The following is a 24,129-nucleotide window of genomic DNA, read 5'->3' as shown; positions in this document are numbered from 1 at the left end:
AAATAGCATGTTATATAGAAGGAATCATCTATTTTGAAGTGAAATAATGAAGTAACTAAATAGTTTAGAAGGTGTAATGAAAACAACAAGAAACAGCTTAGTTTTTTTCTTATAGATGAAGTCAGAAAGTAATTTGTTTTGTAGTACAGGGGGGAGAATTTTGATTAAACCATTAATTGAATTTTGTGTAGGTAACCTTGCGAGTGGTTCACAAGCCGCTTTAGAGAAATTAGAAAAAGATCCGAATTTAGATGTAATGGAGTATGGTTGTTTAGGATATTGTGGTATTTGTTTTGAAGGACCGTTTGCTCTTGTAAATGGTGAAGTGGTACAAGGGGCTACAGTAGAAGAACTTGTTAATAATGTATATGAGTATTTGGATGAAAATCCAATGTTTTAAGGTGTTGCAATCGGCAGCACCTTTTTCTTTTTCTATTAGATAAAATTTTATTTCGCAGGGGAGGATAATATTGTATATAAATAAAAAAGACCCTTTTTAGAAGGGCTTTTTTCTTACACAATTTGCGCAAGAATGGCTCATCGCCAAATGTTGTCAAATATGAGAAACGGGGGACATTCATATTGTGTTCTAAAAGCGTGCATTTTATACTTGAAATAACAAATTATTTTTGGAGTGAATACAAATGAGCCAATTTTCTTTTACAAAAATGCATGGTCTTGGCAATAGTTATATATATGTAAATATGTTTGAAGAACGAATTCCTGAAGAAGATTTAGCTCTTGTGGCGGAAAAGGTTTCAAATATTAATACTGGTATTGGAGCAGATGGAATGATTTTAATTTGTCCGTCTGACGTAGCGCCGGTGAAAATGCGCATGTTTAATAATGATGGATCAGAAGGAAAGAGCTGTGGTAACGGTCTACGCTGCGTAGCGAAATATGCGTATGAGCATAAACTAGTAGAAGATACAGTTTTCACAATTGAAACGTTAGCTGGCATTGTAACGGCTGAAGTAACGGTAGAAGAAGGGAAAGTTACGTTAGCGAAAATTGATATGGGAGCACCGCGTTTAACGCGTGCAGAAATACCGATGCTTGGCGAAGGTGAAACACCATTTATTCGTGAAAACTTCTTATACAATAACCATCGTTATGCATTTACAGCTGTTTCAATGGGAAATCCGCATGCAGTTATTTTTGTGGATGATGTAGAACAAGCACCTCTTACAACACTTGGACCAGTTCTTGAGACACATGAAATGTTCCCAGAACGAGTAAATGTTGAATTCATTGAGATTTTGAATGAGGAAGAGATGAACTTCCGCGTTTGGGAACGTGGATCTGGTGTAACACAAGCTTGCGGAACAGGGGCGTGCGCTGCAGTTGTAGCCTCTATTTTAAATGGAAAAATGGAACGTGGTAAGGAAATTACAGTTCATTTAGCTGGTGGCGATTTAATGATTGCATGGACAGAAGAAGGCAACGTGTTAATGAAAGGACCAGCAGAAGTAATTTGCCACGGAGTGTATGAGTACAAGATAGAAGCGTAAAGATGTATAATAGAACGAGAACAGAAAGGATGGTGTATTTCATGATTGAAGTAACAGAACAAGCAGCTTTCCAAATTAAAGATATGTTAAAAGATGCTGAAGATGGAGAGAAGTACGTGCGCCTTGCTGTACACGGCGGCGGATGTAGTGGTCTTTCTTACGGCTTAGGATTTGAAGTAGAACCAAAAGAAGACGACACAGTTCTTGAGTTTTTCGGTGTCGAATTTGTTATCGATAAAGAAAGTGCTCCGATTGTTAAAGGAGTAAAAATTGATTATAAACAATCTATGCTTGGCGGCGGATTCACAATTGATAATCCAAACGCAATCGCATCATGCGGATGTGGATCATCTTTCCGTACAGCGACGAATGCTGGTAAGCCAGAAGAGTGCTAAGTTTTTAGTTGAAATAGAGAAAGACCTTTTTAGCGATGGAGTGCAATCGCTAAAAAGGTCTTTTCTTTTACAGTAAAAAATCAAAAAGCCGCCTTCTAAATTTAGAAACGTGCCTTAAGATATTTGTATAACAAATTTTAAAATCTTAAACTAATTTATCTTTGCATAGATGCAAGTATCAGCTGGTTGTTTGCCGTCAGCTGAAACATCTTCATTACGTAATACCCCTTCAAGCTCAAAACCTAATTTTTCAGGGATCGCACGACTTTTCGTGTTACTAGCTTCACATCGGATTTCAATCCTTCTAAATTTGAATAACTGAAATCCAAGGTTTGTTAACGCACGTACTGTTTCTGTTATGTATCCACTGCCACTAAATTGCGTGTTAACCCAGTATCCAATTTCACATTTAGAAACATTCCAATTAATTCGGTGAAGGCTAGCTGTTCCAATAAAATTATTCGTCTTCTTATGGTAGATAAGGTAGCGAAAGCTTTCTCTGTTCAAAAAATTTATATGGGCATTTCTCAGAAGAATTTCCGTTTCTTCAACAGTAGGAATGGACTGGAATAAAGACAACCATTGCTTTAATTCATGAATTGAATCTTTAATAGCTTTATGTACTACATTCCCTTCACCTGCTTGAAGTGGCGCTCGAAGAATGAGTCTATCTGTTTCTATTTGTAACGGAACATCTAATAAAATAGGATTCATATTATTTCTCCCCTCAAAACCTTTAAATTAGGACAGAATGAAACTTATGTAAAAAAACTTTCGTTCAAAAGTTAGAGAACAATAAATATATATTCACTTCATCATTTAGAAATCCTTTTTCACATATTGAAAACGAAATTGCTAGTTGATACAAAAAATAGCTGCTGAAGTAGCTTTAAGTTGGTCAAATCTTGCATGATTATTTATTTAAGCTTCTTTTAAAGTTCTCTTTTTTCCAGTTATAATTGAAGAATAGAAAGAGGGGATATATGCTGGAAAATATTTTTGAATTTATATTGAAGTACGTTATAGGTCCTATTTTTAGATGTATAAGATACCTTGTGATAGATATTATAATAGAATGCATAATAGAAGGTGTAATAAACGGTATAAGGAAATTACGTGATAAGTGGCGAAAGTGGCGTGAAAGACGTTATTGGCGGTAATAGGTATATAAAAAATTGGCAGTAAAGAGATAGAGGATAAAAAGCCTTAAGGGAGATGATTCATTCATTTCCCTTAAGGCTTTTTATAATGAAGTAGTAGCAACTCATCTAAATTTAGAATCTGTACTCATGCCAATTGGTGACGGCATGACGGTTTCTAAAGTGAAGCAATAATTATTATCTTACAAAAGTGTAATGTTCATGTCATGTTTTTGAATTTCTTCTTTAAGCTTTGGGCTTTAAGATAACAATATAAGAAAAAACATATGAGGTGAAGGAAATGAAAAGATATATTGCACTGTTTAGTATTTTAGTTGTATTCGCAAGCCTTTTAGTTGGTTGTGATATTAACCGTATGGGGAAAGATCAGTACTATGTTCAAATCACAGCTGATGGAATTGAAAAAAATGAGAAGTCTGATAGCGGAGAGCCATACAAATATTTTGAGTATAAATTAAAAGGATTCGATAAAGACGGTAAAGAGAAAGAATTAGAATTCACAGCTCAAAAAAACTTACGTAAAGATGCATTCCTACGCGTATACCACTCAGATAAAAAAGGTGTTTCGGCTTGGGAAGAAGTTAAGAAAGATGAGCTTCCTGCGAAAGTGAAAGAAAAATTAGGTGCAAAATAAGAAAGAAAAAAGGAATTGACGAACAGGGTCAATTCCTTTTTATATTTTCAAAATCATCTTCTGAAATGACTGTAAATCCATGTCTTTTGAATAAAGCAGTTGTTACCCCGTAACCAGTTTGTTTATTCCCGTTAAATTCTCCTGTATAAATTGTGGAACTACCACAAGAGGGACTGCGTTCTTTTAAAATAATATATTCTGGGCGCAAATCTTTCATTTGTTCTAATGCTTTATAAGCACCATTTACAAAAGCTTCCGTGACATCTTCACCGTCTTTTGTCATCACTTTCGCTTTTCCATCCAAAACGTCATCGCCATTCCCGCCAATAATTTCAGCTGAGGGACGAGGCGTTGGCAATCCTCCTAATACTTCGGGGCAAATGAGGAGTGTCTCTTCTTGTTGCAGCAAATCCCCTATTTTTGAAACGAGATTGTCATTTCCATCATACCGACAAGCGATACCACCTAAACAAGCGCTAATTACGATCATATTTTCATCTCCACTAAAAAAATATTAAATAGCACGCCAAATCCCCTTCCTGCCTCTTACTTATAAATGAGGTGATAAAAATGGGAAGCTTATATAACTTAATGAAACCATATAGTGAATTTCGAAGTAAAGAAGAGTTTAATACATATCAAAAACAAGTTTTGAAATGCTACCGATTTCAATTGAATAAAACAGATGCTACCATTATTCATTTTTTAGGAAAGTATGCAGTGAATGAGAAACAGAAAACAGTGGGGGTTGCTTGTCCGTTAATGGAGACGATTGCGACGAATGTTGGAAAAAGTATTCGTACAGTACGCCGCTCCATTGCAAAGTTAGAGGAACTAGGAATTATAAAGCGTGTTGCAACGAAAGAAAGACATAAACGCGGCGGGTATAGTGCGAACTTATATGTATTTCTTATATCTGCAATTGACCGCATGGATGACCGTATGAAATTGTCCGCATGTGAAAGTGAGAATGATGCAGCTGGCTGTAGTGGAATGGGGGAAAAATATGAGGGGGAAACAATTCTTTCTAAAAACATTCCACAAATAAAAGAGAATAGAAAAGGAACGTACGAGCTTGATGAGACGTATTGCCGTCATGATATACCGAAGCCTTTTATATATGCACTTCTGCCGATGACGAGTAATCCGAAGAAGATTAATATATTTTGGAGTAAGGTGGAGCTTGCTTATAAAAAGAGCGGATTATTAGAGCAAGGTGTTTTACTGGAGCAAATATTAGCTGATGAAGAAGTGTATGGAAATTTCATTTGGCGCGTAAAAAGTGTTGTGAGAGCGTATAAATACGGAGAAATCCGTAAAAATGTTAAGGCTCTTTTATATAGTACAGTGCGAGATTTATTTTTAGAGGTTGGATTAGAATGGGGAGCAGCTGTGAGAAGAAGTAAGGGGATACCGTTATTTGATCCGTTTAAAAAGGAGCCATGCGTAAATGCATGACTCCAAGTAGTTAATCAAACTTTCTTACAACTGGAACACGAATCGCTACAAATAGTACAAAGACGATAACGGCGATTGCACCACTTTTCATAACGGTTACGATTGGAATTCCTATTGCAAGCGCGATAGATGTGAATGCATAAGAGAGCGGGATAAAGCCCATTGATGATAGCATAAGTAAACTCATTACACGTCCCATCATTTCTTCTTTCACTGTCGATTGAATCATCGCCATAAGCGGAACGATAGCCATTGCGATTGTAATACCGTAAAACATACCAGCTAATAATGCTTGCCAAAGTACGGTGCTAAAGTTGATGGATAAGAAGAATACGCCAGACAGTAGCATCATGATAATGCAAAATAGACCGCGTCTCCGATTAATATTTTTTAAACCGACAATGACTGCGCCTATTGCCATTCCGCCTCCTACAGATGCTTCTAAGTAACTGAATTGAAGCGAGTCACCGTGTAGAACATTTTTAATGAAAAGCGGGAAACCGACTTGCATCGGACCGATTAAAAATAAGTTTAGAAAGGCGCTACAAATAAGGAAAGTTGAAAGGAATGGAGATTCCTTTACATATAAAATTCCTTCTTTAATAGAAGTGAACATGCTTTTGTCTGTATTTTGCTGCTCTGGCATCGTAAATTGTATTTTTTGAACGAGTATGGCTGCGACAATGAGTAATAAAATTGTAATCGAGAAAATCGTTTCATAGTTCGTAAATTTAATAAGAATGCCGCCAAGTACAGGACCTAAGATGACCGATGCTTGGTTTGTCATTTGTGTAAGTGAGTTTGCTTGTGTTAAACGGCTTTTTTCTACAAGTTCAGGCAAGATAGATCCATCAGCCGACCAGAAAAAAGCATCAGCAAGTCCAAAGAATAAAGCGAATAAAGCAAATGTATATAGTGTTACATCACCTACGATGAACCATGTAAGGATAGTTGCGACGAGAATAGCACGAACAATATTAGAATAAAACATAATGTTTTTTTTCGGGAATTTATCAGCTACAGCGCCGCCGATAATCATAAAAATAAGCCTTGGAACACTAAGAGCTACGAAAACAACACCGAGTGATGCCTCAAGGTTTAATGTTTTTGCTATGTACCACGTTTGTGAAAAAGTAAAAAAGGCTAAAGCGAAACTTGAAAAAAGAGTAGCTGCCCAAAGAAAAAGGAAATTCGTATTTTTTAATAACGGTTTTCCGCTTCCTTCTAAAGCAGATTTATTTTGTTGTAGTTCCTCCATATTGCTTCCTTTCTATGCGACAAATTTAAACTAAAAAACTTGTTAACAATCACTTTATCCCGCGTTAACGGGCAGTAAAACTCCCACCTCAAAATTTGGCTCGAGCAAAGAAGTTAGGTGGGAGACTAACTGCCCGTAAACGTCCGATTGGTTCAACTAATACTCAGTGGTGGGGGATGAATACCCCCCCACCACTGAGTATAGTTTCACTTTATACAGTTTCTAATATTTCTATACTGCACTTTCTCATTGTAGACAATTATGTTGGATTTGCACAGTGGCTATTTAACGACAAAAAAGAAGATACCATTTGGTATCTTCTTTTTTGTCGTTTAGGCTAATGCAATATAAATATCTAATTGTACGTTAGTTGGATCTAACGCTCTTTCATCATAAAGCTCAAAGTCTGTTGTAAAAGCACGTTTGTTTTCCTTTGACCATTTCCAAATATAGTCCCAAGCCTCGCAAACGACTTCAGCAATTGGTCCCTTTCTCGTTGTAAATACCGCATACGTAGCGGCAGGTATTGTTAAAGTTGTCATATTTGCAGGAACGTCTTCTAATGAAGAAACAGGCATGCCAATTGTGTATTTATATGTACCCGTTTCATCTGATTCGTAATTTGAGTAGAAAGCGAATGTTTCTTTCGTTTGTTGATTTGGAATGTGGTGCATCATTTGTTCTTGGAAGTACCGGTTCCAAAGCCCGGGAATTTTCCCTTCAGTAGATGCCTCTTTTTCGTTGGTCGTCGTAATCGAAACACCGATTGCTTGGAAAGCTTCTTTTTTTACGATAGTAGGTTCTTTCATTTTTAAATATCCCCCTTATTGAATAGAACGTTTGTTCTTGTTTATTGTAACATATTTTGGAAGGGAACGATAGCGTAATAAAAAAGAACTCCTTCGCATAAAAGGAGTTCTTTTCATTTCTATATTAAAACATACTTGAGCTGTGCATCGGTTGAAGTTTTGCGTTTGGATCGAAGTAAGCTTTCGCATTGTTTACTGCTGTTGGTGCTTCACCGAAGCCGCAAGCAATGAGTTTTACTTTTCCTTCATATGTACAAATGTCACCAGCAGCGTAAATACCAGGAATATTTGTTTCCATTTTCGAGTTCACGAGAATGCTGTTTTTTTGTATATCTAAGCCCCAGTTTTTAATTGGGCCAAGAGAAGAAACGAAGCCGTAGTTTACGATTACATCATCAACATCGATGATAATTTTTTCTTCCGTTTTTACATGCTGAAGAACGACTTGTTCAATTTTGTCATCACCAATGAGTTCTACTGGAACGTATGGTGTGCTTACTTCTGCACGAGAGTTCATTAAGCTTTCTACGCTATGTTCATGCGCACGGAATTTATCACGACGATGAACAATTGTAACTTTGTCAGCGATCGGCTCTAACATCATTGTCCAGTCAACAGCTGAATCGCCGCCGCCAAATACTACGACGCGCTTACCAGCAAATTTATTCATATCATCAACGAAATAATGTAAGTTTTTCTTTTCATACTTTGCTGTTCCTTCTAATTCTAAGCGGCGTGGTTGGAAAGCACCATTGCCAGCAGTAATAATTACTGATTTAGAATAGTGAGTTTGCTTATTCGTAACAAGTTTAAATATACCGTCAGCTTGTTTCTCAAGCGTATCAACAGCTTCTTCTAAACAAACGGTTGGATCAAATTTCTTCATTTGCTCTTTTAAGTTATCAACTAATTCTTGTGCGCGCACTTTCGGGAATCCGGCTACATCATAAATGTATTTTTCAGGATAGAGCGCGGATAATTGTCCTCCAAGCTGAGGTAAGCTTTCAATAATTTTTACACTTGCTTGTCTCATACCACCATAAAATGCTGTGAATAGTCCTGTTGGCCCACCACCAATAATTGTTATGTCGTAAACTTTTTGATTTTCTGCCACTTTCATTCCCCCTATAGATGGAATTTTGATATTGATTTCATATATTGTTCATATGTACACGAAAATCCTGCAAATGATGATACTTTCAAATAAATGATAGCATATTTGAGTGCATAATACTTCTGAAAACGACTGAATTGTGTGTAAGTTTTCGCATAGATGTTTTTTACATTGTATAAAATATACAGAAAGGAAAATACATGAAAAAAAGGCTGAAAAACCCTTGAAAACGCTATGTTATTTTAAAATATTGATAATTCTCCAGACGCTTGAATTCTGGAATAAAACCGACTAATATAGGGAAGTATTATGTTAAATTTCTATGACAAAATTCGTACGATTTTTTGACTGTGTTTTGTTATGATATAGAATGTGATAAATTCCACATTCTTGACAAATAGAGTTTTTAGTACTTGGTATTATTTTTCATTACTATTATATAAAGAAAAGGGTTGTGATTTGGTGAAGACTCCAAAAATCGTAGTTTTAGGTGCAGGTTATGGCGGGATGATTACGACTGTTCGTCTGCAAAAAGCATTATCTGTAAATGAAGCTGAAATTACGTTAGTAAACAACAACAGCTATCACTACCAAGCGACTTGGTTACACGAGAGCGCAGCTGGTACATTACAAGATGAAAAAATCTGTCTAGATATTCAAGACGTTATTGATACAAATAAAGTGAACTTTGTACAAGATACAGTAGTAGAAATTAAAGCAGCTGAAAAACGCATTATCTTAAAAGACGGCGAGTTAGAATATGACTACTTAGTAATCGGTCTTGGTTTCGAATCAGAAACATTCGGAATTACAGGATTAAAAGAGCATGCATTCTCAATCGCTAACATTAATGCAACTCGTCAAATTCGTGAGCATATGGAAGCTAGCTTCGCTAAATATGCAGATGAAAAGCGCGATGAGTTAGTAACAATCGTTGTTGGTGGTGCTGGATTTACTGGTATCGAGTACGTAGGTGAGCTTGCAAACCGTGTTCCTGAACTTTGCAAACAGTACAATGTACCACGTGAAAAAGCACGTATTATCTGTGTAGAAGCTGCTCCAACAGCACTTCCAGGTTTCGATCCAGCATTAGTAGAATACGCTGTGAAACAACTTGAGAAAAAAGGTGTAGAATTCCGCATCGGTACAGCAATTAAAGAAGCAACTGAAGAAGGTATTATCGTTGCAAACGGTGATGATACTGAATTAATTAAGTCTGAAACAGTAGTTTGGGCTGCAGGTGTTCGTGGTAACGGTATTGTGGAAGAGTCTGGCTTTGAAGCAATGCGCGGACGTGTAAAAGTTGATGAGTACATGCACGCTCCAGGATACGAAGATGTATTCATGGTTGGTGACGCAGCGTTAATCATTAACGAAGAAATTAACCGTCCATACCCACCAACAGCACAAATCGCAATTCAACAAGGTTACAACATTGCGCACAACTTAACTGTGTTAGTTCGTGGTAAAGGCGAAATGAAGAAATTCGTATTCGACAATAAAGGATCTGTATGTTCTTTAGGTCATGACGATGCAATGGGCGTTGTTATGGGCAAAAAGTTAACAGGTTGGAAAGCTTCCTTCATGAAGAAAGTGATCGATAACCGTTACCTATTCTTATTAGGTGGACCTTTATTAGTTCTTAAAAAAGGTAAATTAAAGTTCTTTTAATATATAGTAGAAAAAGCAGAAACGGCTAAGAGCTGTTTCTGCTTTTTTCATTTAAAAAATATAGTATAATATATAAAAAAGAAAGAATATTCTGTCCGTTCTAATAGAGGAGGGTATGACATCATGGAGAAGCGAGGAAAAGTATGGTTAGCTGTCAGTGGCCTAGTAGCTACAAAAGATGGCAGGTGGTTATTCGTTAAGAAAAAATACAGTGGGTTAAAGGGGAAATGGTCTTTACCGGCTGGTTTTGTAAATGAAGGTGAGACCGTTGATGAAGCTGTGAAACGTGAAGTGTTAGAAGAGACAGGTATTGTCGCTCATGTGAAGGGGATCATTGGTGTTAGATCGGGCGTAATTCGCAATGAGATTAGTGATAATATGATTATTTTCCTTTTGGAGCCTGAAGGGGAAGAGATTATTGTACAGGAGAAGGAATTGTCTGAAGTAGCGTTTCTACATCCAGATACGATTGCGGACGATCCAAATACGTCTGTACTTATTACATATTTGTTAGAAAGACAATCAGAATTACATCTTGAAATGGACAAAACATTAAATCCAGGAGAGCAGTTTGGTTATACAGCCTATCACGTATTTACGGCACATACGAAGGAGAGGGAGAAAGAGTGAGTATACCGGTATTACTTATTTCAATGATGTTATTTTTCATTTTGTTTTTTGGAATTGGATTTTTACTCAACATGATATTGCGAGCGACATGGGTAATGGTTATTGTATATCCGATTGTTTGTATGCTTATTATTAATAAGGCGAGTATGTGGGATTATTTTTCAAAGCCAAAAGAAACATTCTCTTCATTTGGGACAAGTGTATCGCATTTAGGACAAGCAGATGTGTTTATTTTATCTACTGGATTGATTGGTGCTGCTTTAGCGGGAATCGTTATTAAGAAACTTCGGAAAAGCGGATATCAAATGTTTTAATCTCCAATGCAATTGGAGATTATTTTTTTGCATATTCTTTCATCGTATAGGGAATGATTAACGATGAAGGAGTGTGGCATATAAAAATGTTAAAACGATATTGTATTCGCATTATGATGACTTGTTTACTTGCAATTGCATTATGCGTAACATGGAATGCTTTCACAGGAGTTTCTTTATTAGAGATTGTAAAGAAATATGAGGGAACGAGTGCAAAAGAAGTACATGCAGCAGAAGTTAAAAGAAATGTTGCTCCGAGTAACGAAGTGATAAATGCTTTAGAGCAGGCAAACGACTGGTCTAAATATCGTTCAATTGAAATGACTGCAACAGGTTATACGTCGGGAATTGAGTCAACTGGTAAGAGGCCGGGACATCCGGAGTATGGTATTACATATTCAGGTGTTAAGGCGAAACGGGATTTATATTCCACAATTGCAGCGGACTTACGCGTATTCCCAATTGGAACAATCTTATTCGTACCAGGTTATGGGTATGGTGTAGTAGCTGATAAGGGCGGTGCAATAAAAGGAAACCGTCTTGATTTGTACTATGATACAGTGAAAGATGTTTATAGCCAATGGGGTAAGAAAAAAGTAAATGTATATGTAGTTAAGATAGGAAATGGTAAGTTTTCAGAAGAAGAGTTAACGATGTTAAACCAGGATGAGACGATGCAAGTGTTTCGTGGTCAATATTTAAAACAAAGATAGTCTAGTGGTAAGTACGCTAGACTTTTTTTATTTTATATAGGGTATAACAGAAGTTAGAATTGTCGCATTTTATCGAAAATAAAGTTATAATAAAGGTAGAGTAGAGAAATTTAGGGGGTCTGAACATGTTCCAAGTACAAAAAGAATTAGCAAGCCATGAAGCGGTGATTGTTGCCTTATTTGAAGAAGAGGAAACGAGTAGCTTTGTACAAGAGCTGGACAAAGCGTTTGAAGGACAATTACAAGTTTTATTAGAAGAGAAAGAACTTTCTACGAAGAAGAAAGCTATTTCAAAAGTACATAGTTTAGGAAAAACAGAAGTGAAACGTTATTATTTCGTTGGTTTAGGCAAGAAAGAATCTTATACGACAGAAACATTACGTTCGGCTCTTGGTAAGACGTTTAAAACACTGCAAGCAGCAAAAGTACAAGATGCAGCAATCTTACTTGATTCTTTCGTAACAGAGAAATTAGACGCGATTGATGTCGCTCATATTGCGGCAGAAGTACAAGGCCTTGGTACATATGAGTTACAAACGTATAAATCAGATAAAAAGGATCGTGTAGAGTTAGAGAAGTTTACGGCTATTACAGCGGAAGATGCACAGGAAATTGAAGCGGCATTAACAGTTGGCTACGTACATGGACGTGCAACAAATTCAGCTCGTACACTTGTAAATATGCCGCCAAACGTATTAACAGCGACGAAGCTTGCTGAGTATGCTGTTGAGTTAGCGGAGAAGTATGATATGGATTATAAAGTTCTTGAGAAAGAAGAGATGGAAGAGCTTGGTATGGGTGCGTTACTTGCAGTAAACCAAGGTAGTGTAGAGCCACCAAAAATGATCGCTCTTATTTATAAAGGAAAAGAAGAGTGGACAGATGTTATTGGATTCGTTGGAAAAGGAATCACATACGATACAGGTGGTTATTCTTTAAAACCACGTGAAGGTATGGTCGGTATGAAAGGTGATATGGGCGGTGCGGCTGCTGTATTAGGTGCGATGGAAATTATCGGTGAACTTCGCCCAGAGCAAAATGTGATCGCTGTTATTCCATCAACAGATAACGTTGTAAGTGGTACCGCATTTAAGCCAGACGATGTAATCACATCTATGAGCGGAAAAACAATTGAAGTATTAAATACAGATGCAGAAGGTCGCTTAGCATTAGCTGACGGTATTACGTATGCGAAAAAATTAGGTGCAAACTATTTAATTGATGTTGCGACATTAACAGGTGGTGTAATTGTTGCACTTGGAAATCATACGACGGGTGCAATGACAAACAATGAAGAGTTGTTTGAGCAAGTGCTAGAAGCATCTATGGAAACAGATGAATCGATTTGGCAATTACCGATTTTTGATCGTGATAAAGAACGCGTGAGAAACAGTAAGTTTGCTGATTTAAATAACTCACCAGGCCGCGAAGGACATGCGGTTATGGCTGGTACATTCCTAGGTGAATTTGCTGAAGATACACCTTGGGTACACTTAGACATCGCTGGAACATCTGAATCATCAGGAGCACATGATTTAGGTCCAGCTGGAGCAACAGGTGCAATGGTACGTACACTTGCAACGCTTGTTGAACGTTTCGGCGAAGAATAAGATCGTAAGAGAGGGCTGTTCCTACATTTTGGAACAGCCTTTTTTATTGATATATGGTGTTACGGCCGATGTAATTTTACTTTATAGAGAAATTGTATATAAAGTCCCGTTTAAAGCAAAGGAAGTGCGGCCCGTTTCTTCAGAGACAACTAAAATAAGGGCATCGCTTTTTTCTGATAAGCCAATTGCAGCTCTGTGACGTGTTCCTAGTTCAGGATCAACTTCTGTGCTTTTCGTGAGCGGAAGAATATTGGCAGCTGAGACAATATGATTATTTTTAACGAGAACGGCTCCATCATGAAGAGGGTTACCTGGATAAAATATTGATTCGAGTAATGGTGCGGTTAAATGAGCGTTTAATGTCGTTCCAGTTTGAATGAAAGCTTCAAGCGTCTCGTTTCGTTCCACAACGATAAGAGCGCCATGTTTTCGGGCGCTTAAATGTTGGATAGCTGTCGTAATAAAAGATGAACTTTCCGTATAAGGTGATAAATATGCTTGAATATAGTATGTAGCTGCCAATGTTTGTACATTTGCTAACATATGATGAATATCTTCCATTTTGCATAAAATACATTCGTCTTCTTTATCGATTGCGCTCCTCATAATCGATAGTTCTTTTTCAGCAATTTCAATCATTTGCTTTGTTTGTATTTTGAGCTCTTCTGACAAGCCCCATTCGCGCATAATCCTCATTCCCTTTAGTGGAGTATTTAACAATAGTGTATACAAATATTCCTAGTAAAATCCTGCTAGATTTTATAAAATATTGAGATACAGCATGTTTTTTTCATATAATAAAGGTATGACGAGCGAGAGGAGAGAGAAGAATGAATTGGAAACAAGAATTTAGTCGCTGGCTTTCTTACGCACAATTAGATGCAGAATTAAAAGAACAGCTAGAAAATATGAAGCAAGATGAGAAGAAAATCGAGGATAGCTTTTATAAAAATCTAGAGTTTGGCACAGGTGGTATGCGTGGTGAACTTGGTGCTGGTACGAACCGTTTAAACGTATATACAGTTCGTAAAGCGACAAAAGGATTAGCAAGCTTTATCGAAAAGTTAGGTGAGGAAGCGAAAAAACGCGGTGTTGTTGTAGCCTATGATTCTCGTCATAAATCACCTGAGTTCGCAATGGAAGTTGCTGCTACACTAGGTGCACACGGCATTACAACATATGTGTTTGAAAGCTTACGTCCAACGCCAGTGCTTTCTTTCGCAGTTCGTCATTTACATACAGTGAGTGGAATCGTTCTTACTGCAAGTCATAATCCGCCTGAATATAATGGTTATAAAGTATACGGTGAAGATGGTGGACAGTTGCCTCCGAAAGAAGCTGATGAATTAATTAGCTACGTAAACGCAGTAGAAGACGAGTTAACAGTTGAGGTTGCTAATGTGGAGCAATTAAAAGCTGACGGTTTATTACATATTATTGGACAAGAAGTCGATGATGCATATGCTGCAGAATTGAACAATGTCATTATTAATAAAGAAATGGTGGAAAAGGCCGGCAAAGATTTGAAAATCGTCTTCACACCACTACACGGAACATCAAATATTTCTGTACGCCGTGGTTTAAAAGAAGTTGGATTTACAGATGTAACAGTTGTAAAAGAGCAAGAGTTACCAGATCCGAACTTCTCTACAGTAAAATCACCGAACCCAGAAGAGCATGCAGCATTTGAATATGCAATTCGTGACGGTGAGAAGGTAGGAGCGGATGTATTAATCGCAACAGATCCTGACGCAGATCGCCTTGGTGTAGCAGTTCGTAATCACGATGGTGAGTTCCAAGTATTAACTGGTAACCAAACAGGTGCATTAATGCTTGATTACTTATTATCTCAAAAGAAAGAAAACGGAACGCTACCAGAGAACGGTGTCGTATTAAAAACAATCGTAACGTCTGAAATCGGTCGTACAATCGCGAAAACATACGGTTTAGATACAGTTGATACGTTAACTGGATTTAAATTTATCGGTGAGAAAATTAGACAGTATGAAGAAAGCGGACAATATGAATTCCAATTCGGTTATGAGGAAAGCTATGGTTATTTAATCCGCCCATTCTGCCGTGATAAAGATGCAGTACAATCTGTCCTATTCGCATGTGAAGTAGCTGCATACTACAAATCACAAGGTAAAACGTTATACGATGGTCTATTAGAAGTATTTGAGAAGTACGGCTTCTTCCGTGAAGACCTTGTGTCGTTAACGCTAAAAGGAAAAGATGGAGCGGAAAAAATCCAAGAGATGATGGCAACGTTCCGTGAAAATCCTCCGAAAGAAGTAGCGGGCTTAACAGTCGTGGCAGTTGAAGACTATAAAGCAAGCATCGTTACATCTTTACAAGATGGACATAAAGAAGAGATTCACTTACCGAAATCAAATGTGTTAAAATATCAATTAGAGGATGGTTCATGGTTCTGCCTACGTCCATCTGGAACTGAACCGAAGATTAAGTTCTACTTTGGTGTAAAAGATAGTTCTTTACAAAATAGTGAACAAAAGTTACTTACTATTAAAGAAGACATTATGAATCGTTTATAATACAAAGTAATTTTAAGTAGTAAGGAACAAAAGGGAGCGAAATCTCCCTTTTGTTTTATGTAGGAAATGATTGCTATTGATTCCGACAGGAGAGAGGGTATTTTGTGATGAAAAAAGTAAGAAAAGCGATAATCCCAGCAGCTGGATTAGGAACACGTTTTTTACCAGCAACGAAAGCAATGCCGAAAGAAATGTTACCGATAGTAGATAAACCAACGATCCAATACATTGTAGAAGAAGCAGTGAAATCGGGTATCGAAGATATTATTATCGTTACTGGTAAAACAAAGCGTTCTATCGAAGATCATTTTGATAACGCATTTGAACTAGAACAAAACTTATTGGAGAAGAAAAAATATGAGTTGCTTGAAAAAGTACAAGCTTCTTCAAAAATGGTAGATATTCATTACATCCGTCAAAAAGAACCGAAAGGGCTAGGACATGCTGTTTGGTGTGCACGTAAATTCATTGGTGATGAGCCGTTTGCAGTGCTACTAGGTGATGATATTGTCCAAGCTGAGAAACCATGTTTACGTCAATTAATGGATGAGTATGAAAAAACACTTTCTTCTGTTATTGGTGTACAAACTGTTCCAGAGTCGGAAACACATCGCTATGGAATTATTGATCCATTAGAACAAGAAGGTCGTCGTTACCAAGTTCGCAATTTCGTCGAGAAGCCAGCGCAAGGTACAGCACCTTCAAACTTAGCGATTATGGGACGTTACATTTTAACGCCTGAAATCTTTATGTTCTTAGAACAGCAACATGTTGGTGCTGGTGGCGAAATTCAGTTAACAGATGCTATCCAAAGTTTAAACGAAATTCAACGTGTATTCGCTTACGACTTCGAAGGAAAGCGCTATGACGTAGGTGAAAAGTTAGGATTTGTTCAAACGACAATCGAAATGGCACTGCAACACCCAGAATTACGTGATGACATGGTCGTAATGATGAAGAAAATTTTAGAAGAACAAACGAATCAAGAGTCTTAATATAAAAAAGGAGTTGTTCCAGTAGGAACAACTCCTTTTTCTTATGAAATCGTCGAATGAGAATGCTGATAAGCAGAACGACGCACAGCATAGTATATGCGAGGTGCGATAATAGCACCGATAATTGTAAATGCAATATCTTTTACTGCAAACCACATCATAATCATCCAAGCAGCTTTATAGCTCATATTACCGCCCATAAAGAGATTGACTGCCCCGTACATGTAAGTAGTACCGATAATATAAGTTAAAATGATTCCTGTGAAAGAGGCAGTTGCAAATGTACGAAATGTTGGTTTTTCCTTTTGTTCTACGAGTTTTCCTGATACGTAAGCAACGATAATAAATGCGATAATAAAGCCACCAGTAGGATCTAAAAGTGCTCCAAATCCAGCTTTGAAGTTAGCGAAGATTGGTGCACCTGCTACTCCAACTAGCATGTAAACAGTCATTGATAATGCACCAAGTCTACTTCCAAGAAGAAGCCCTGCTAAAATTGCGAAAAATGGTTGCATAGATAATGGGATGCCCGCTACTTGCAGGAATGGTGCCCAAGATACAATATTTGCACCAATGGCCATAAGAGCGACGAACATGGCGGCTAATGCTAAATCTAAAACATGAAATCTCCTCATAATGTTAACCTCCTGTTGTTTTTAAGTTAACATTATCGTAGCGATTTACTTGTTGTCAATTAAAATATTTTGATAAGAAGGCTTCAAATACTCTCTTAGCAACGTATATGGAATACGAAATTGTGGAATGCCGCTTGAATAAGGCGCAATTTCATATAAAGGGAAATAAATGACGAGATTGTTCGGTTCTAAAAAGAAGTGAAACTTTTTCGTGCTCATGACTTTTTCAGTTGCATCAGGAAAATAAATACTTTCATTTTGTTTAATTTGTCTTACAATCTCAGCACGAATTACGTCTTTATATGTATCTTCTTGTTGAAATAAATCGTCTAAGTGTAGTAACTTTTTTTCTTTTAAATCAAATGTGTTAGCCTTCCACGTATAAAGACCGTGTGCTCCGCCTGTATATTGATAGTAATTCAAATATAGGCTGAGCAAAGGTGATTTATTTAAGGAGACTTTATAATCAACATTCGCCACGTACGGATGAAATGGTGTACTAGATCCTTCTGTTTCTTTATAATATTTTTTTGCGTCTTTTTCTAATTTTGTTTTAAATTTATCAGTAGATTTTTTGTAATAGGAATTTAGCTTATTTTGAAACTTAGAATCGGAAAAGTTATGAAACGAAGGCCTATTGATTTGATATTCTATATAAGGTTTCTTACCTTTTTGCGTGACAGTCTGAACATCGATTGTCAGGTTGGATGCTTTGGCTGCTAGTGCACAATTTGGTACAATAGTCAGCAAGGAGAACATAAGCGATAGTATAAAAAATTTCTGTTTCATTTAGGTGAAACCTCCTTATATAAGTGTTATACGTAGTTTGAAAGTAAATAGGTAAAATTATACATTTAATTAAAGTGAGAGAAGGGGGAAACGATATGGCAAAAACTTTAATGGATTCGCTTGGAATTGAGTTGTTAGAGATGACAGAAGATAAGGTAGTTGCTACGATGCCTGTTGATGAACGTACACATCAGCCGTTTGGTTTTTTACATGGTGGTGCATCTCTTGCGTTGGCGGAAACAGTAGCAAGCGTCGGTTCATACAATTTAATTGATCAAGAGAAATGTATTTGCTTCGGTCTAGAAATTAATGCAAACCATATTCGCTCAAAGAAAGATGGAATTGTAACAGCAATCGGAACACCGATACATAGAGGAAACTCAACGATGGTTTGGGATGTACGTATCATTGATGAGAATGACGATTTATTATGTATTTCAAGATGTACAGTAGCAATTAAAGAAAAACGTGAAAAGTAAAAAAAGAGGCTGCTCTAATGAGCAGCCTCTTTTTCTTATAATTAGAACTGGATTTTCTTCTCTAAGAAACCTTTTAGTTCGCTAATTGGCATACGCACTTGTTCCATTGTGTCACGGTCACGTACTGTAACAGCTTTGTCTTCAACTGAGTCGAAGTCATAAGTGATACAGAATGGTGTACCGATTTCGTCTTGACGACGGTAACGTTTACCGATAGAACCAGTTTCGTCAAAGTCTACCATGAAGTCTTTAGCTAGTTCTGCAAATACTTCAGTAGCACCTTCAGATAGCTTTTTAGATAATGGTAAGATCGCTGCTTTGTATGGTGCTAAAGCAGGGTGGAAACGAAGAACTGTACGAGAATCGTTTTCTAATTGCTCTTCTTCATATGCATCACATAAGAACGCTAATGTTACGCGGTCAGCACCTAAAGATGGCTCGATGCAGTACGGTACGTAACGCTCATTCGTTTGTGGATCAATATAGTTAAAGTCTTCGTTAGAGTGTTCCATGTGACGTTTTAAATCGAAGTCTGTACGAGATGCAACGCCCCATAGTTCGCCCCAACCGAATGGGAATTTGAATTCAATGTCAGTTGTTGCGTTACTGTAATGAGATAATTCCTCTTCACCGTGGTCACGAAGACGCATGCTTTCTTCAGTCATACCAAGTGAAAGTAACCAGTTCTTACAAGTTTCACGCCAGAATGCGAACCACTCTAAATCTTCACCAGGCTTACAGAAGAATTCAAGTTCCATTTGTTCGAATTCACGTGTACGGAATGTGAAGTTACCAGGCGTGATTTCGTTACGGAAGCTCTTACCGATTTGGCCAATACCAAATGGAAGTTTTTTACGCATAGAGCGTTGTACGTTTTTGAAGTTTACGAAAATACCTTGTGCTGTTTCTGGACGAAGGAAGATTTCGTTTGTGCTAGACTCTGTAACACCTTGGAATGTTTTGAACATTAAGTTGAACTGACGGATTTCAGTGAATTCTTCACTACCGCAATCAGGACATTTTACTTCATGTTCTTTCATTAAGTCAGCCATTTGGTCGAAAGTAAGACCATCAACAACCATTTCGATGCCTTTTGCATCTAATGCATCTTCAATTAATTTGTCAGCACGGTGACGCGCTTTACATTTTTTACAGTCGATCATTGGATCGTTGAAGTTACCAACGTGACCAGAAGCAATCCAAGTTTTTGGGTTCATTAAAATAGCTGCGTCTAAACCAACGTTGTATGGAGATTCTTGAATGAATTTTTTCCACCAAGCTTTTTTAACGTTATTTTTTAATTCGATTCCAAGTGGACCGTAATCCCAAGTGTTTGCAAGACCACCGTAAATTTCAGAACCAGGGAAAACAAAACCGCGATGTTTCGCTAAGTTTACTACTTGTTCCATTGAATACATAATAAAATCCTCCTTTTGAAAGTTAACGTATTGGCGATGACGTGCTCAGGTAACTTGTGAAACGAGCAGTATATGCTTTGAAAAACATAAAAAAACGCTCATCCCAAGGCTTAATTGCCTAGGGACGAGCGTTTGCCCGCGGTTCCACCCTAGTTGATACACAAAAGGTGCATCCACTTTATCACGTATTGCTCGAGACTGCCGTTTCCTTGCGGCTTCAGGCTTTCACTATCCCTGAATCGCTTTTTGTGCAAGTACTTATAAGTCCGTCATCGCTACTTATATTAATAATAATGAACATATTCTAACACGTTCTTTTTTAAATCTCAATAGAGGAACGCGTCTATCTATGATAGAGTCTCGCCTATTTTTTCGTTATTTATTCCGTAATTTTCTTTAATGTGCTTAATTGCTTCACGCCTGCTGAGTGGAGCAAGCTCGTTATTTTGCACGTATTCCCAAACGACATCGGGCTTTGTTTTTGCATATTCACGAAGGACCCATCCAATCGCTTTTTGAATGAAAAATTCTTTCGAAGAATGTAGTTGTCCAATAACCCAAAAAAGAAGTTCTTCATCCATCTTTTGTTTATATTTTAGCTGGAATAAAATAGCGGCGCGTTGTAACCATATGTTATCTGATGCAATCCATTTTGGAATATAGGCAGAAATCAATCCGGGATGTTGTAAAAAAATATCGCCTAAAAATGTAGGGACGATGCTATCGACAGTGTCCCACCAAGATTTTGTTACAATAAGTTCTTCTAAGAAGGGAATATGCGTTTCGTTTATATACTTTTTATATTTTTGCATCATATCGAGTGCGGCTGCCTGAAATTCTCGTTCTGGTAAATCCCACAGCTCACGTACGATAATTTGGAAGTCTTTTGGATCTGGGAGAGTATGTATTTGGATGACGTCTTTTAATAATTGTCTTCTTTCAGGTGTTTGAATACCGAGAAATGGGAAGTGATTTTTCATATAACGTGCCATCGGTTCTGCTTTTTCCGGATTTTTGTGAGCTATGAAATGCTCTTGTAATGTTTTTACAAATGGATGCATCGGTTGTTCTCCTCTCTTATTATCTTACTCCTATTATTATACAGAGAGTTTGGTTGAATTTTAAAACATAACTTGCAATGCAATGAAATATGTTGAGAGTAGAGAGGAGAGGATAAGATGGAAGATCAAGGCTTACTAGCAGGTTTCTTTGCTCTTAGTTTTGCGTTTATTCTTGTTATATTGATTTGGGCAGTTATTGCGTATTTGTTAACGGCTTTTGCACTGTATACGATGGCGAAAAATGACGGTGCAACGGATGGAGTTCTAGCATTTATTCCTTTTTTAAATAGTAAAATATGGGGTGATTTAGCGAAAGATAAATTACCCGATTTCTTGAAAGAAGAAGCAGGATGGAAAGTATTCGGCATATATGTCGCATGTTTCATTTTTAATTTCGTACCAATTTTATATTTAATAGCAACAGCTGTATCCATTGTGTTGTCTATTTATCTTATCTACGCTATTTTAGACAGATATGGAACGAACTCTATATTATTTACGATTATTCATGTAATTACATTTTCAGTGTTCTTGCCGATTCACTTGTTTATCATTCGAAATGAGCCGGTGAGGTATAATGAGTAAGTTTAATTTAAATATGTGTAATGAAAAAAGCGCCCTGGTTATCAGAGCGCTTTTTGTGCTACATAAGGTAGCGTACATAAATATAAATATGAGAAATGATTAATGAAACGATCATAATTGGGAAACCGACTTTTAAGAAGTCCATGTAGCTAAATTTATGTCCTTCGCGGCTTGCGATACCTGCGACAATTACGTTAGCAGAAGCGCCGATTAATGTTCCGTTTCCGCCCAGACAAGCACCTAATGCTAATGCCCACCATAATACGTCGATTTGTGCGTCAGCAGGTGATAAACCTAATCCGACAGCCATATCGTTAATAAGAGGAATCATTGTTGCAACGAATGGAATGTTATCAATTGTTGCAGAGGCGATACCAGATACCCATAAAATAAGGATAGATGCGTAAGAAATATCTCCGCCTGTTATGCCAATTACTTTTTGAGCTAACATTTTAATAAGACCGATGTCGATAAGTCCTCCAACGAGTACGAATAGTCCTGCGAAGAAGAAGATTGTTACCCATTCTACACTTGCGAATACTTCTTCAATTTCATGTTCTTTCACACCGATTAACATAAGTACAGTAGCACCAGTTAAAGCGATGATAGCTGCATCAACGTGGAAAATGGAATGAGTCATGAAACCTACAATTGTAAGTCCAAGTACTGTTAAAGATTTTTTCATTAATACTGGATCTTTAATGTATTGCTTTTCATCTAAACTCATTAATTTTTTAACTTGTACAGGATCAGCGATTAATTGTTTGCGGTACATGAAGTAAAGTATTGTCGCTGTCACACCAATGATAATAATTACGATTGGCGCTAAGTTTAGTAAGAAAGCATTGAAATCTAAATGCTTATTGGCAGAACCAATCATAATGTTAGGTGGATCACCAATTAATGTTGCTGTTCCCCCAATGTTTGAAAAAATAATTTCAGAAAGTAAATAAGGGACAGGATTTACTTGCAGTATGCGCGTAATAGATAAAGTAACTGGAACAACAAGAAGTACAGTTGTAACGTTATCTAAAAACGCGGAACCAAGCGCAGTAAGTAAGGAAAGGGAAATTAAAATTTTAATTGGATTTCCTTGCGCTCCTTTTGCCGCTTTAATGGCAACGTATTGGAAGACACCCGATTTACTCGTAATGTTCACCAAAATCATCATACCGATGAGTAGTGTAATCGTCCCCCATTCAATATGTTTCGTAAAGGCGTTGTGTAAATCAACGACCCCCATAATTACCATGAGTGCTGCGCCAAGAAGTGCGATGACAGCGCGATTAATTTTTTCAGAAATAATAATGGCATATGTAATTAAAAAGACTGCGATAGCAAAATAATACTGCCAGTTTGCGAGCTCTTGCGTTGTTTCGTGCAAAACTCTCATCTCCTTTCATTCACTTTTCTTAGTGTGTCAAAAATTAACTAGATGAAACACACATAACGTCATTATAAAGTAGAAAAATGTCGGATGTAAATGAAAGGGTTTATTTTGTTATATTTTCTGCAAAGGTTACTTTTTCTTATTTTTAAAAATATTTGCGGGCATTTGACATATATATAAGATACATCCAATCTGAATATTTAAAATGGAATTAGCATTCGAGCTTGTTCGTGTAGGAGTGTCAAATAGAAAGGAATGACAAAGATGATAAGGAAGGGATCGTATGAATGAACAACAATTTTTATTTTTGGATTTTGAGTTTACGATGCCCCAGCACAGAAAAAAACCAAAAGGATTTTTCCCGGAGATTATTGAGGTAGGACTCGTTTCGGTTGTTGGCTGTAAGGTAGAAGATACGTATTCAGCTCATGTTAGGCCGAAGACTTTTCCTTCTTTAACGGATCGATGTAAGAAGTTTTTAGGGATTAAACAAGAAGTCGTAGATAAAGGAATTTCGTTTCCAGAACTCGTTGAAAAACTTGCAGAATATGAAAAGAGATGTAAACCGACCATTGTTACGTGGGGAAATATGGATATGAAAGTGTTGAAGCATAATTGTGAAAAAGCGGGAGTAGATTTTCCTTTCCAAGGACAGTGTCGTGATTTATCACTTGAGTATAAGAAGTTTTTTGGTGAGAGAAATCAAACAGGATTGTGGAAAGCGATTGAAGCGTATGGAAAAGTAGGGACGGGTAAGCATCATTGTGCGCTAGATGATGCGATGACGACGTATAATATTTTTAAATTAGTAGAAAAAGATAAAGAGTATTTAGTGAAACCAGCACCTCCAACATTAGGGGAACTCGTTGATTTTTCAAAAGTGTTAAAGAAAGTGAGTACACAGTAACGACCAAATTGCACAGTATGTAATTTGGTCGTTTTGTT

26 protein-coding genes and 1 pseudogene are annotated in these 24,129 nt (G+C 37.1%); 16 read left to right on the top strand and 11 right to left on the bottom strand.

Annotated features, from left to right (window positions below):
• Positions 1 to 160 precede the first annotated feature (160 nt).
• The 3 genes from ACTFR9_RS16125 to ACTFR9_RS16115 all read left to right on the top strand — a co-directional run bounded on the left by ACTFR9_RS16125 (position 161) and on the right by ACTFR9_RS16115 (position 1,906).
• Positions 161 to 400, top strand: coding sequence for a YuzB family protein (locus ACTFR9_RS16125; RefSeq protein WP_000595026.1), 240 nt, complete (start codon positions 161 to 163; stop codon positions 398 to 400).
• A gap of 244 nt (positions 401 to 644) precedes the next feature.
• A complete protein-coding gene (dapF, locus tag ACTFR9_RS16120; protein WP_000077414.1) occupies positions 645 to 1,511 on the top strand; it encodes a diaminopimelate epimerase in 867 nt (288 codons plus the stop codon).
• A 41-nt stretch (positions 1,512 to 1,552) separates the two neighbouring features.
• Positions 1,553 to 1,906 (top strand): HesB/IscA family protein, encoded by a 354-nt coding sequence (locus ACTFR9_RS16115; RefSeq protein WP_000573822.1) that lies wholly within the window; start codon positions 1,553 to 1,555, stop codon positions 1,904 to 1,906.
• A gap of 150 nt (positions 1,907 to 2,056) precedes the next feature.
• Here ACTFR9_RS16115 and ACTFR9_RS16110 read toward each other — a convergent pair whose 3' ends face one another.
• Complete coding sequence (locus ACTFR9_RS16110; RefSeq protein ID WP_001068204.1) at positions 2,057 to 2,620, bottom strand: GNAT family N-acetyltransferase; 564 nt, start codon at positions 2,618 to 2,620, stop codon at positions 2,057 to 2,059.
• Positions 2,621 to 3,150: 530 nt separating this feature from the next.
• Between ACTFR9_RS16110 and ACTFR9_RS16105 the strand changes: the two are divergent.
• Together ACTFR9_RS16105 and ACTFR9_RS16100 are read left to right on the top strand one after the other, a co-directional pair.
• Positions 3,151 to 3,240: pseudogene (locus ACTFR9_RS16105) on the top strand (methyltransferase); the annotation flags it as partial.
• A 106-nt stretch (positions 3,241 to 3,346) separates the two neighbouring features.
• Entirely contained in the window at positions 3,347 to 3,700 is a 354-nt protein-coding gene (locus tag ACTFR9_RS16100; RefSeq protein ID WP_000833137.1) for a YxeA family protein, read from the top strand.
• 28 nt (positions 3,701 to 3,728) lie between these two features.
• On the opposite strand, the gene ACTFR9_RS16095 is transcribed toward ACTFR9_RS16100, so the two are convergent.
• Positions 3,729 to 4,190: a DUF523 domain-containing protein gene (locus ACTFR9_RS16095; protein WP_000635515.1), complete on the bottom strand. Its 462-nt coding sequence runs from the start codon at positions 4,188 to 4,190 to the stop codon at positions 3,729 to 3,731.
• Between the two features lie 80 nt (positions 4,191 to 4,270).
• Here ACTFR9_RS16095 and ACTFR9_RS16090 point away from each other — a divergent pair, with 80 nt between their 5' ends.
• A complete protein-coding gene (locus tag ACTFR9_RS16090) occupies positions 4,271 to 5,158 on the top strand; it encodes a helix-turn-helix domain-containing protein (RefSeq protein WP_000535251.1) in 888 nt (295 codons plus the stop codon).
• A gap of 10 nt (positions 5,159 to 5,168) precedes the next feature.
• Here the strand turns inward: ACTFR9_RS16090 and ACTFR9_RS16085 are convergent, their stop codons facing one another.
• The 3 genes from ACTFR9_RS16085 to ACTFR9_RS16075 form a co-directional block, all read right to left on the bottom strand.
• Positions 5,169 to 6,416 (bottom strand): MFS transporter, encoded by a 1,248-nt coding sequence (locus ACTFR9_RS16085; protein WP_000391922.1) that lies wholly within the window; start codon positions 6,414 to 6,416, stop codon positions 5,169 to 5,171.
• A gap of 332 nt (positions 6,417 to 6,748) precedes the next feature.
• On the bottom strand, positions 6,749 to 7,225 hold the full coding sequence (locus ACTFR9_RS16080) for a GyrI-like domain-containing protein (RefSeq protein ID WP_000662717.1): 477 nt from the start codon (positions 7,223 to 7,225) through the stop codon (positions 6,749 to 6,751).
• Positions 7,226 to 7,349: 124 nt separating this feature from the next.
• Complete coding sequence (locus ACTFR9_RS16075) at positions 7,350 to 8,339, bottom strand: NAD(P)/FAD-dependent oxidoreductase (RefSeq protein ID WP_000829779.1); 990 nt, start codon at positions 8,337 to 8,339, stop codon at positions 7,350 to 7,352.
• A gap of 462 nt (positions 8,340 to 8,801) precedes the next feature.
• Between ACTFR9_RS16075 and ACTFR9_RS16070 the strand changes: the two genes are divergently transcribed.
• The 5 genes from ACTFR9_RS16070 (at position 8,802) to pepA (ending at position 13,277) form a co-directional block, all read left to right on the top strand.
• Positions 8,802 to 10,010, top strand: a complete 1,209-nt coding sequence (locus ACTFR9_RS16070) for an NAD(P)/FAD-dependent oxidoreductase (protein ID WP_000856615.1) — start codon at positions 8,802 to 8,804, stop codon at positions 10,008 to 10,010.
• A gap of 123 nt (positions 10,011 to 10,133) precedes the next feature.
• A complete protein-coding gene (locus ACTFR9_RS16065) occupies positions 10,134 to 10,640 on the top strand; it encodes an NUDIX hydrolase (RefSeq protein WP_000415311.1) in 507 nt (168 codons plus the stop codon).
• Positions 10,637 to 10,954, top strand: a complete 318-nt coding sequence (locus tag ACTFR9_RS16060; RefSeq protein WP_000027014.1) for a YuiB family protein — start codon at positions 10,637 to 10,639, stop codon at positions 10,952 to 10,954. The genes ACTFR9_RS16065 and ACTFR9_RS16060 overlap by 4 nt, the downstream gene beginning before the upstream one ends.
• Positions 10,955 to 11,040: 86 nt before the next feature.
• On the top strand, positions 11,041 to 11,667 hold the full coding sequence (locus ACTFR9_RS16055) for a 3D domain-containing protein (RefSeq protein WP_193635214.1): 627 nt from the start codon (positions 11,041 to 11,043) through the stop codon (positions 11,665 to 11,667).
• Positions 11,668 to 11,792: 125 nt separating this feature from the next.
• Positions 11,793 to 13,277, top strand: coding sequence for a cytosol aminopeptidase (pepA, locus tag ACTFR9_RS16050; protein WP_000487970.1), 1,485 nt, complete (start codon positions 11,793 to 11,795; stop codon positions 13,275 to 13,277).
• A gap of 81 nt (positions 13,278 to 13,358) precedes the next feature.
• On the opposite strand, the gene cdaS is transcribed toward pepA, so the two are convergent.
• Positions 13,359 to 13,964, bottom strand: a complete 606-nt coding sequence (cdaS, locus tag ACTFR9_RS16045; protein WP_001209528.1) for a sporulation-specific diadenylate cyclase CdaS — start codon at positions 13,962 to 13,964, stop codon at positions 13,359 to 13,361.
• Positions 13,965 to 14,107: 143 nt separating this feature from the next.
• Here cdaS and ACTFR9_RS16040 point away from each other — a divergent pair, with 143 nt between their 5' ends.
• Positions 14,108 to 15,832 (top strand): phospho-sugar mutase, encoded by a 1,725-nt coding sequence (locus ACTFR9_RS16040; protein ID WP_001104210.1) that lies wholly within the window; start codon positions 14,108 to 14,110, stop codon positions 15,830 to 15,832.
• A 107-nt stretch (positions 15,833 to 15,939) separates the two neighbouring features.
• Positions 15,940 to 16,827 (top strand): UTP--glucose-1-phosphate uridylyltransferase GalU, encoded by an 888-nt coding sequence (gene galU / locus ACTFR9_RS16035; RefSeq protein ID WP_002163486.1) that lies wholly within the window; start codon positions 15,940 to 15,942, stop codon positions 16,825 to 16,827.
• Positions 16,828 to 16,868: 41 nt separating this feature from the next.
• Here the strand turns inward: galU and ACTFR9_RS16030 are convergent, their stop codons facing one another.
• Both ACTFR9_RS16030 and ACTFR9_RS16025 read right to left on the bottom strand, forming a co-directional pair.
• A complete protein-coding gene (locus ACTFR9_RS16030) occupies positions 16,869 to 17,462 on the bottom strand; it encodes a biotin transporter BioY (RefSeq protein ID WP_001252157.1) in 594 nt (197 codons plus the stop codon).
• Positions 17,463 to 17,507: 45 nt separating this feature from the next.
• Positions 17,508 to 18,251: a DUF3298 and DUF4163 domain-containing protein gene (locus tag ACTFR9_RS16025; protein WP_000810360.1), complete on the bottom strand. Its 744-nt coding sequence runs from the start codon at positions 18,249 to 18,251 to the stop codon at positions 17,508 to 17,510.
• Between the two features lie 95 nt (positions 18,252 to 18,346).
• Here ACTFR9_RS16025 and ACTFR9_RS16020 point away from each other — a divergent pair, with 95 nt between their 5' ends.
• Positions 18,347 to 18,730, top strand: coding sequence for a hotdog fold thioesterase (locus ACTFR9_RS16020; RefSeq protein WP_001140608.1), 384 nt, complete (start codon positions 18,347 to 18,349; stop codon positions 18,728 to 18,730).
• 41 nt (positions 18,731 to 18,771) lie between these two features.
• Here ACTFR9_RS16020 and ACTFR9_RS16015 read toward each other — a convergent pair whose 3' ends face one another.
• Both ACTFR9_RS16015 and ACTFR9_RS16010 read right to left on the bottom strand, forming a co-directional pair.
• Complete coding sequence (locus ACTFR9_RS16015; protein ID WP_000287154.1) at positions 18,772 to 20,148, bottom strand: glycine--tRNA ligase; 1,377 nt, start codon at positions 20,146 to 20,148, stop codon at positions 18,772 to 18,774.
• Between the two features lie 347 nt (positions 20,149 to 20,495).
• On the bottom strand, positions 20,496 to 21,209 hold the full coding sequence (locus ACTFR9_RS16010) for a DNA alkylation repair protein (protein ID WP_000553332.1): 714 nt from the start codon (positions 21,207 to 21,209) through the stop codon (positions 20,496 to 20,498).
• Positions 21,210 to 21,326: 117 nt separating this feature from the next.
• On the opposite strand from ACTFR9_RS16010, the gene ACTFR9_RS16005 reads away from it, so the two are divergent.
• Entirely contained in the window at positions 21,327 to 21,794 is a 468-nt protein-coding gene (locus ACTFR9_RS16005) for a hypothetical protein (RefSeq protein WP_000390057.1), read from the top strand.
• 58 nt (positions 21,795 to 21,852) lie between these two features.
• Here ACTFR9_RS16005 and ACTFR9_RS16000 read toward each other — a convergent pair whose 3' ends face one another.
• Complete coding sequence (locus ACTFR9_RS16000) at positions 21,853 to 23,178, bottom strand: ArsB/NhaD family transporter (protein WP_000545225.1); 1,326 nt, start codon at positions 23,176 to 23,178, stop codon at positions 21,853 to 21,855.
• A 289-nt stretch (positions 23,179 to 23,467) separates the two neighbouring features.
• Between ACTFR9_RS16000 and kapD the strand changes: the two genes are divergently transcribed.
• On the top strand, positions 23,468 to 24,091 hold the full coding sequence (kapD, locus tag ACTFR9_RS15995; protein WP_001005369.1) for a 3'-5' exonuclease KapD: 624 nt from the start codon (positions 23,468 to 23,470) through the stop codon (positions 24,089 to 24,091).
• Positions 24,092 to 24,129 lie beyond the last annotated feature (38 nt).

Origin of the sequence: Bacillus cereus group sp. MYBK222-1, from assembly GCF_051916425.1 — a bacterium.
GTDB lineage: Bacteria > Bacillota > Bacilli > Bacillales > Bacillaceae_G > Bacillus_A > Bacillus_A paranthracis.
This window is presented reverse-complemented; position numbering and strand designations above follow the sequence as displayed.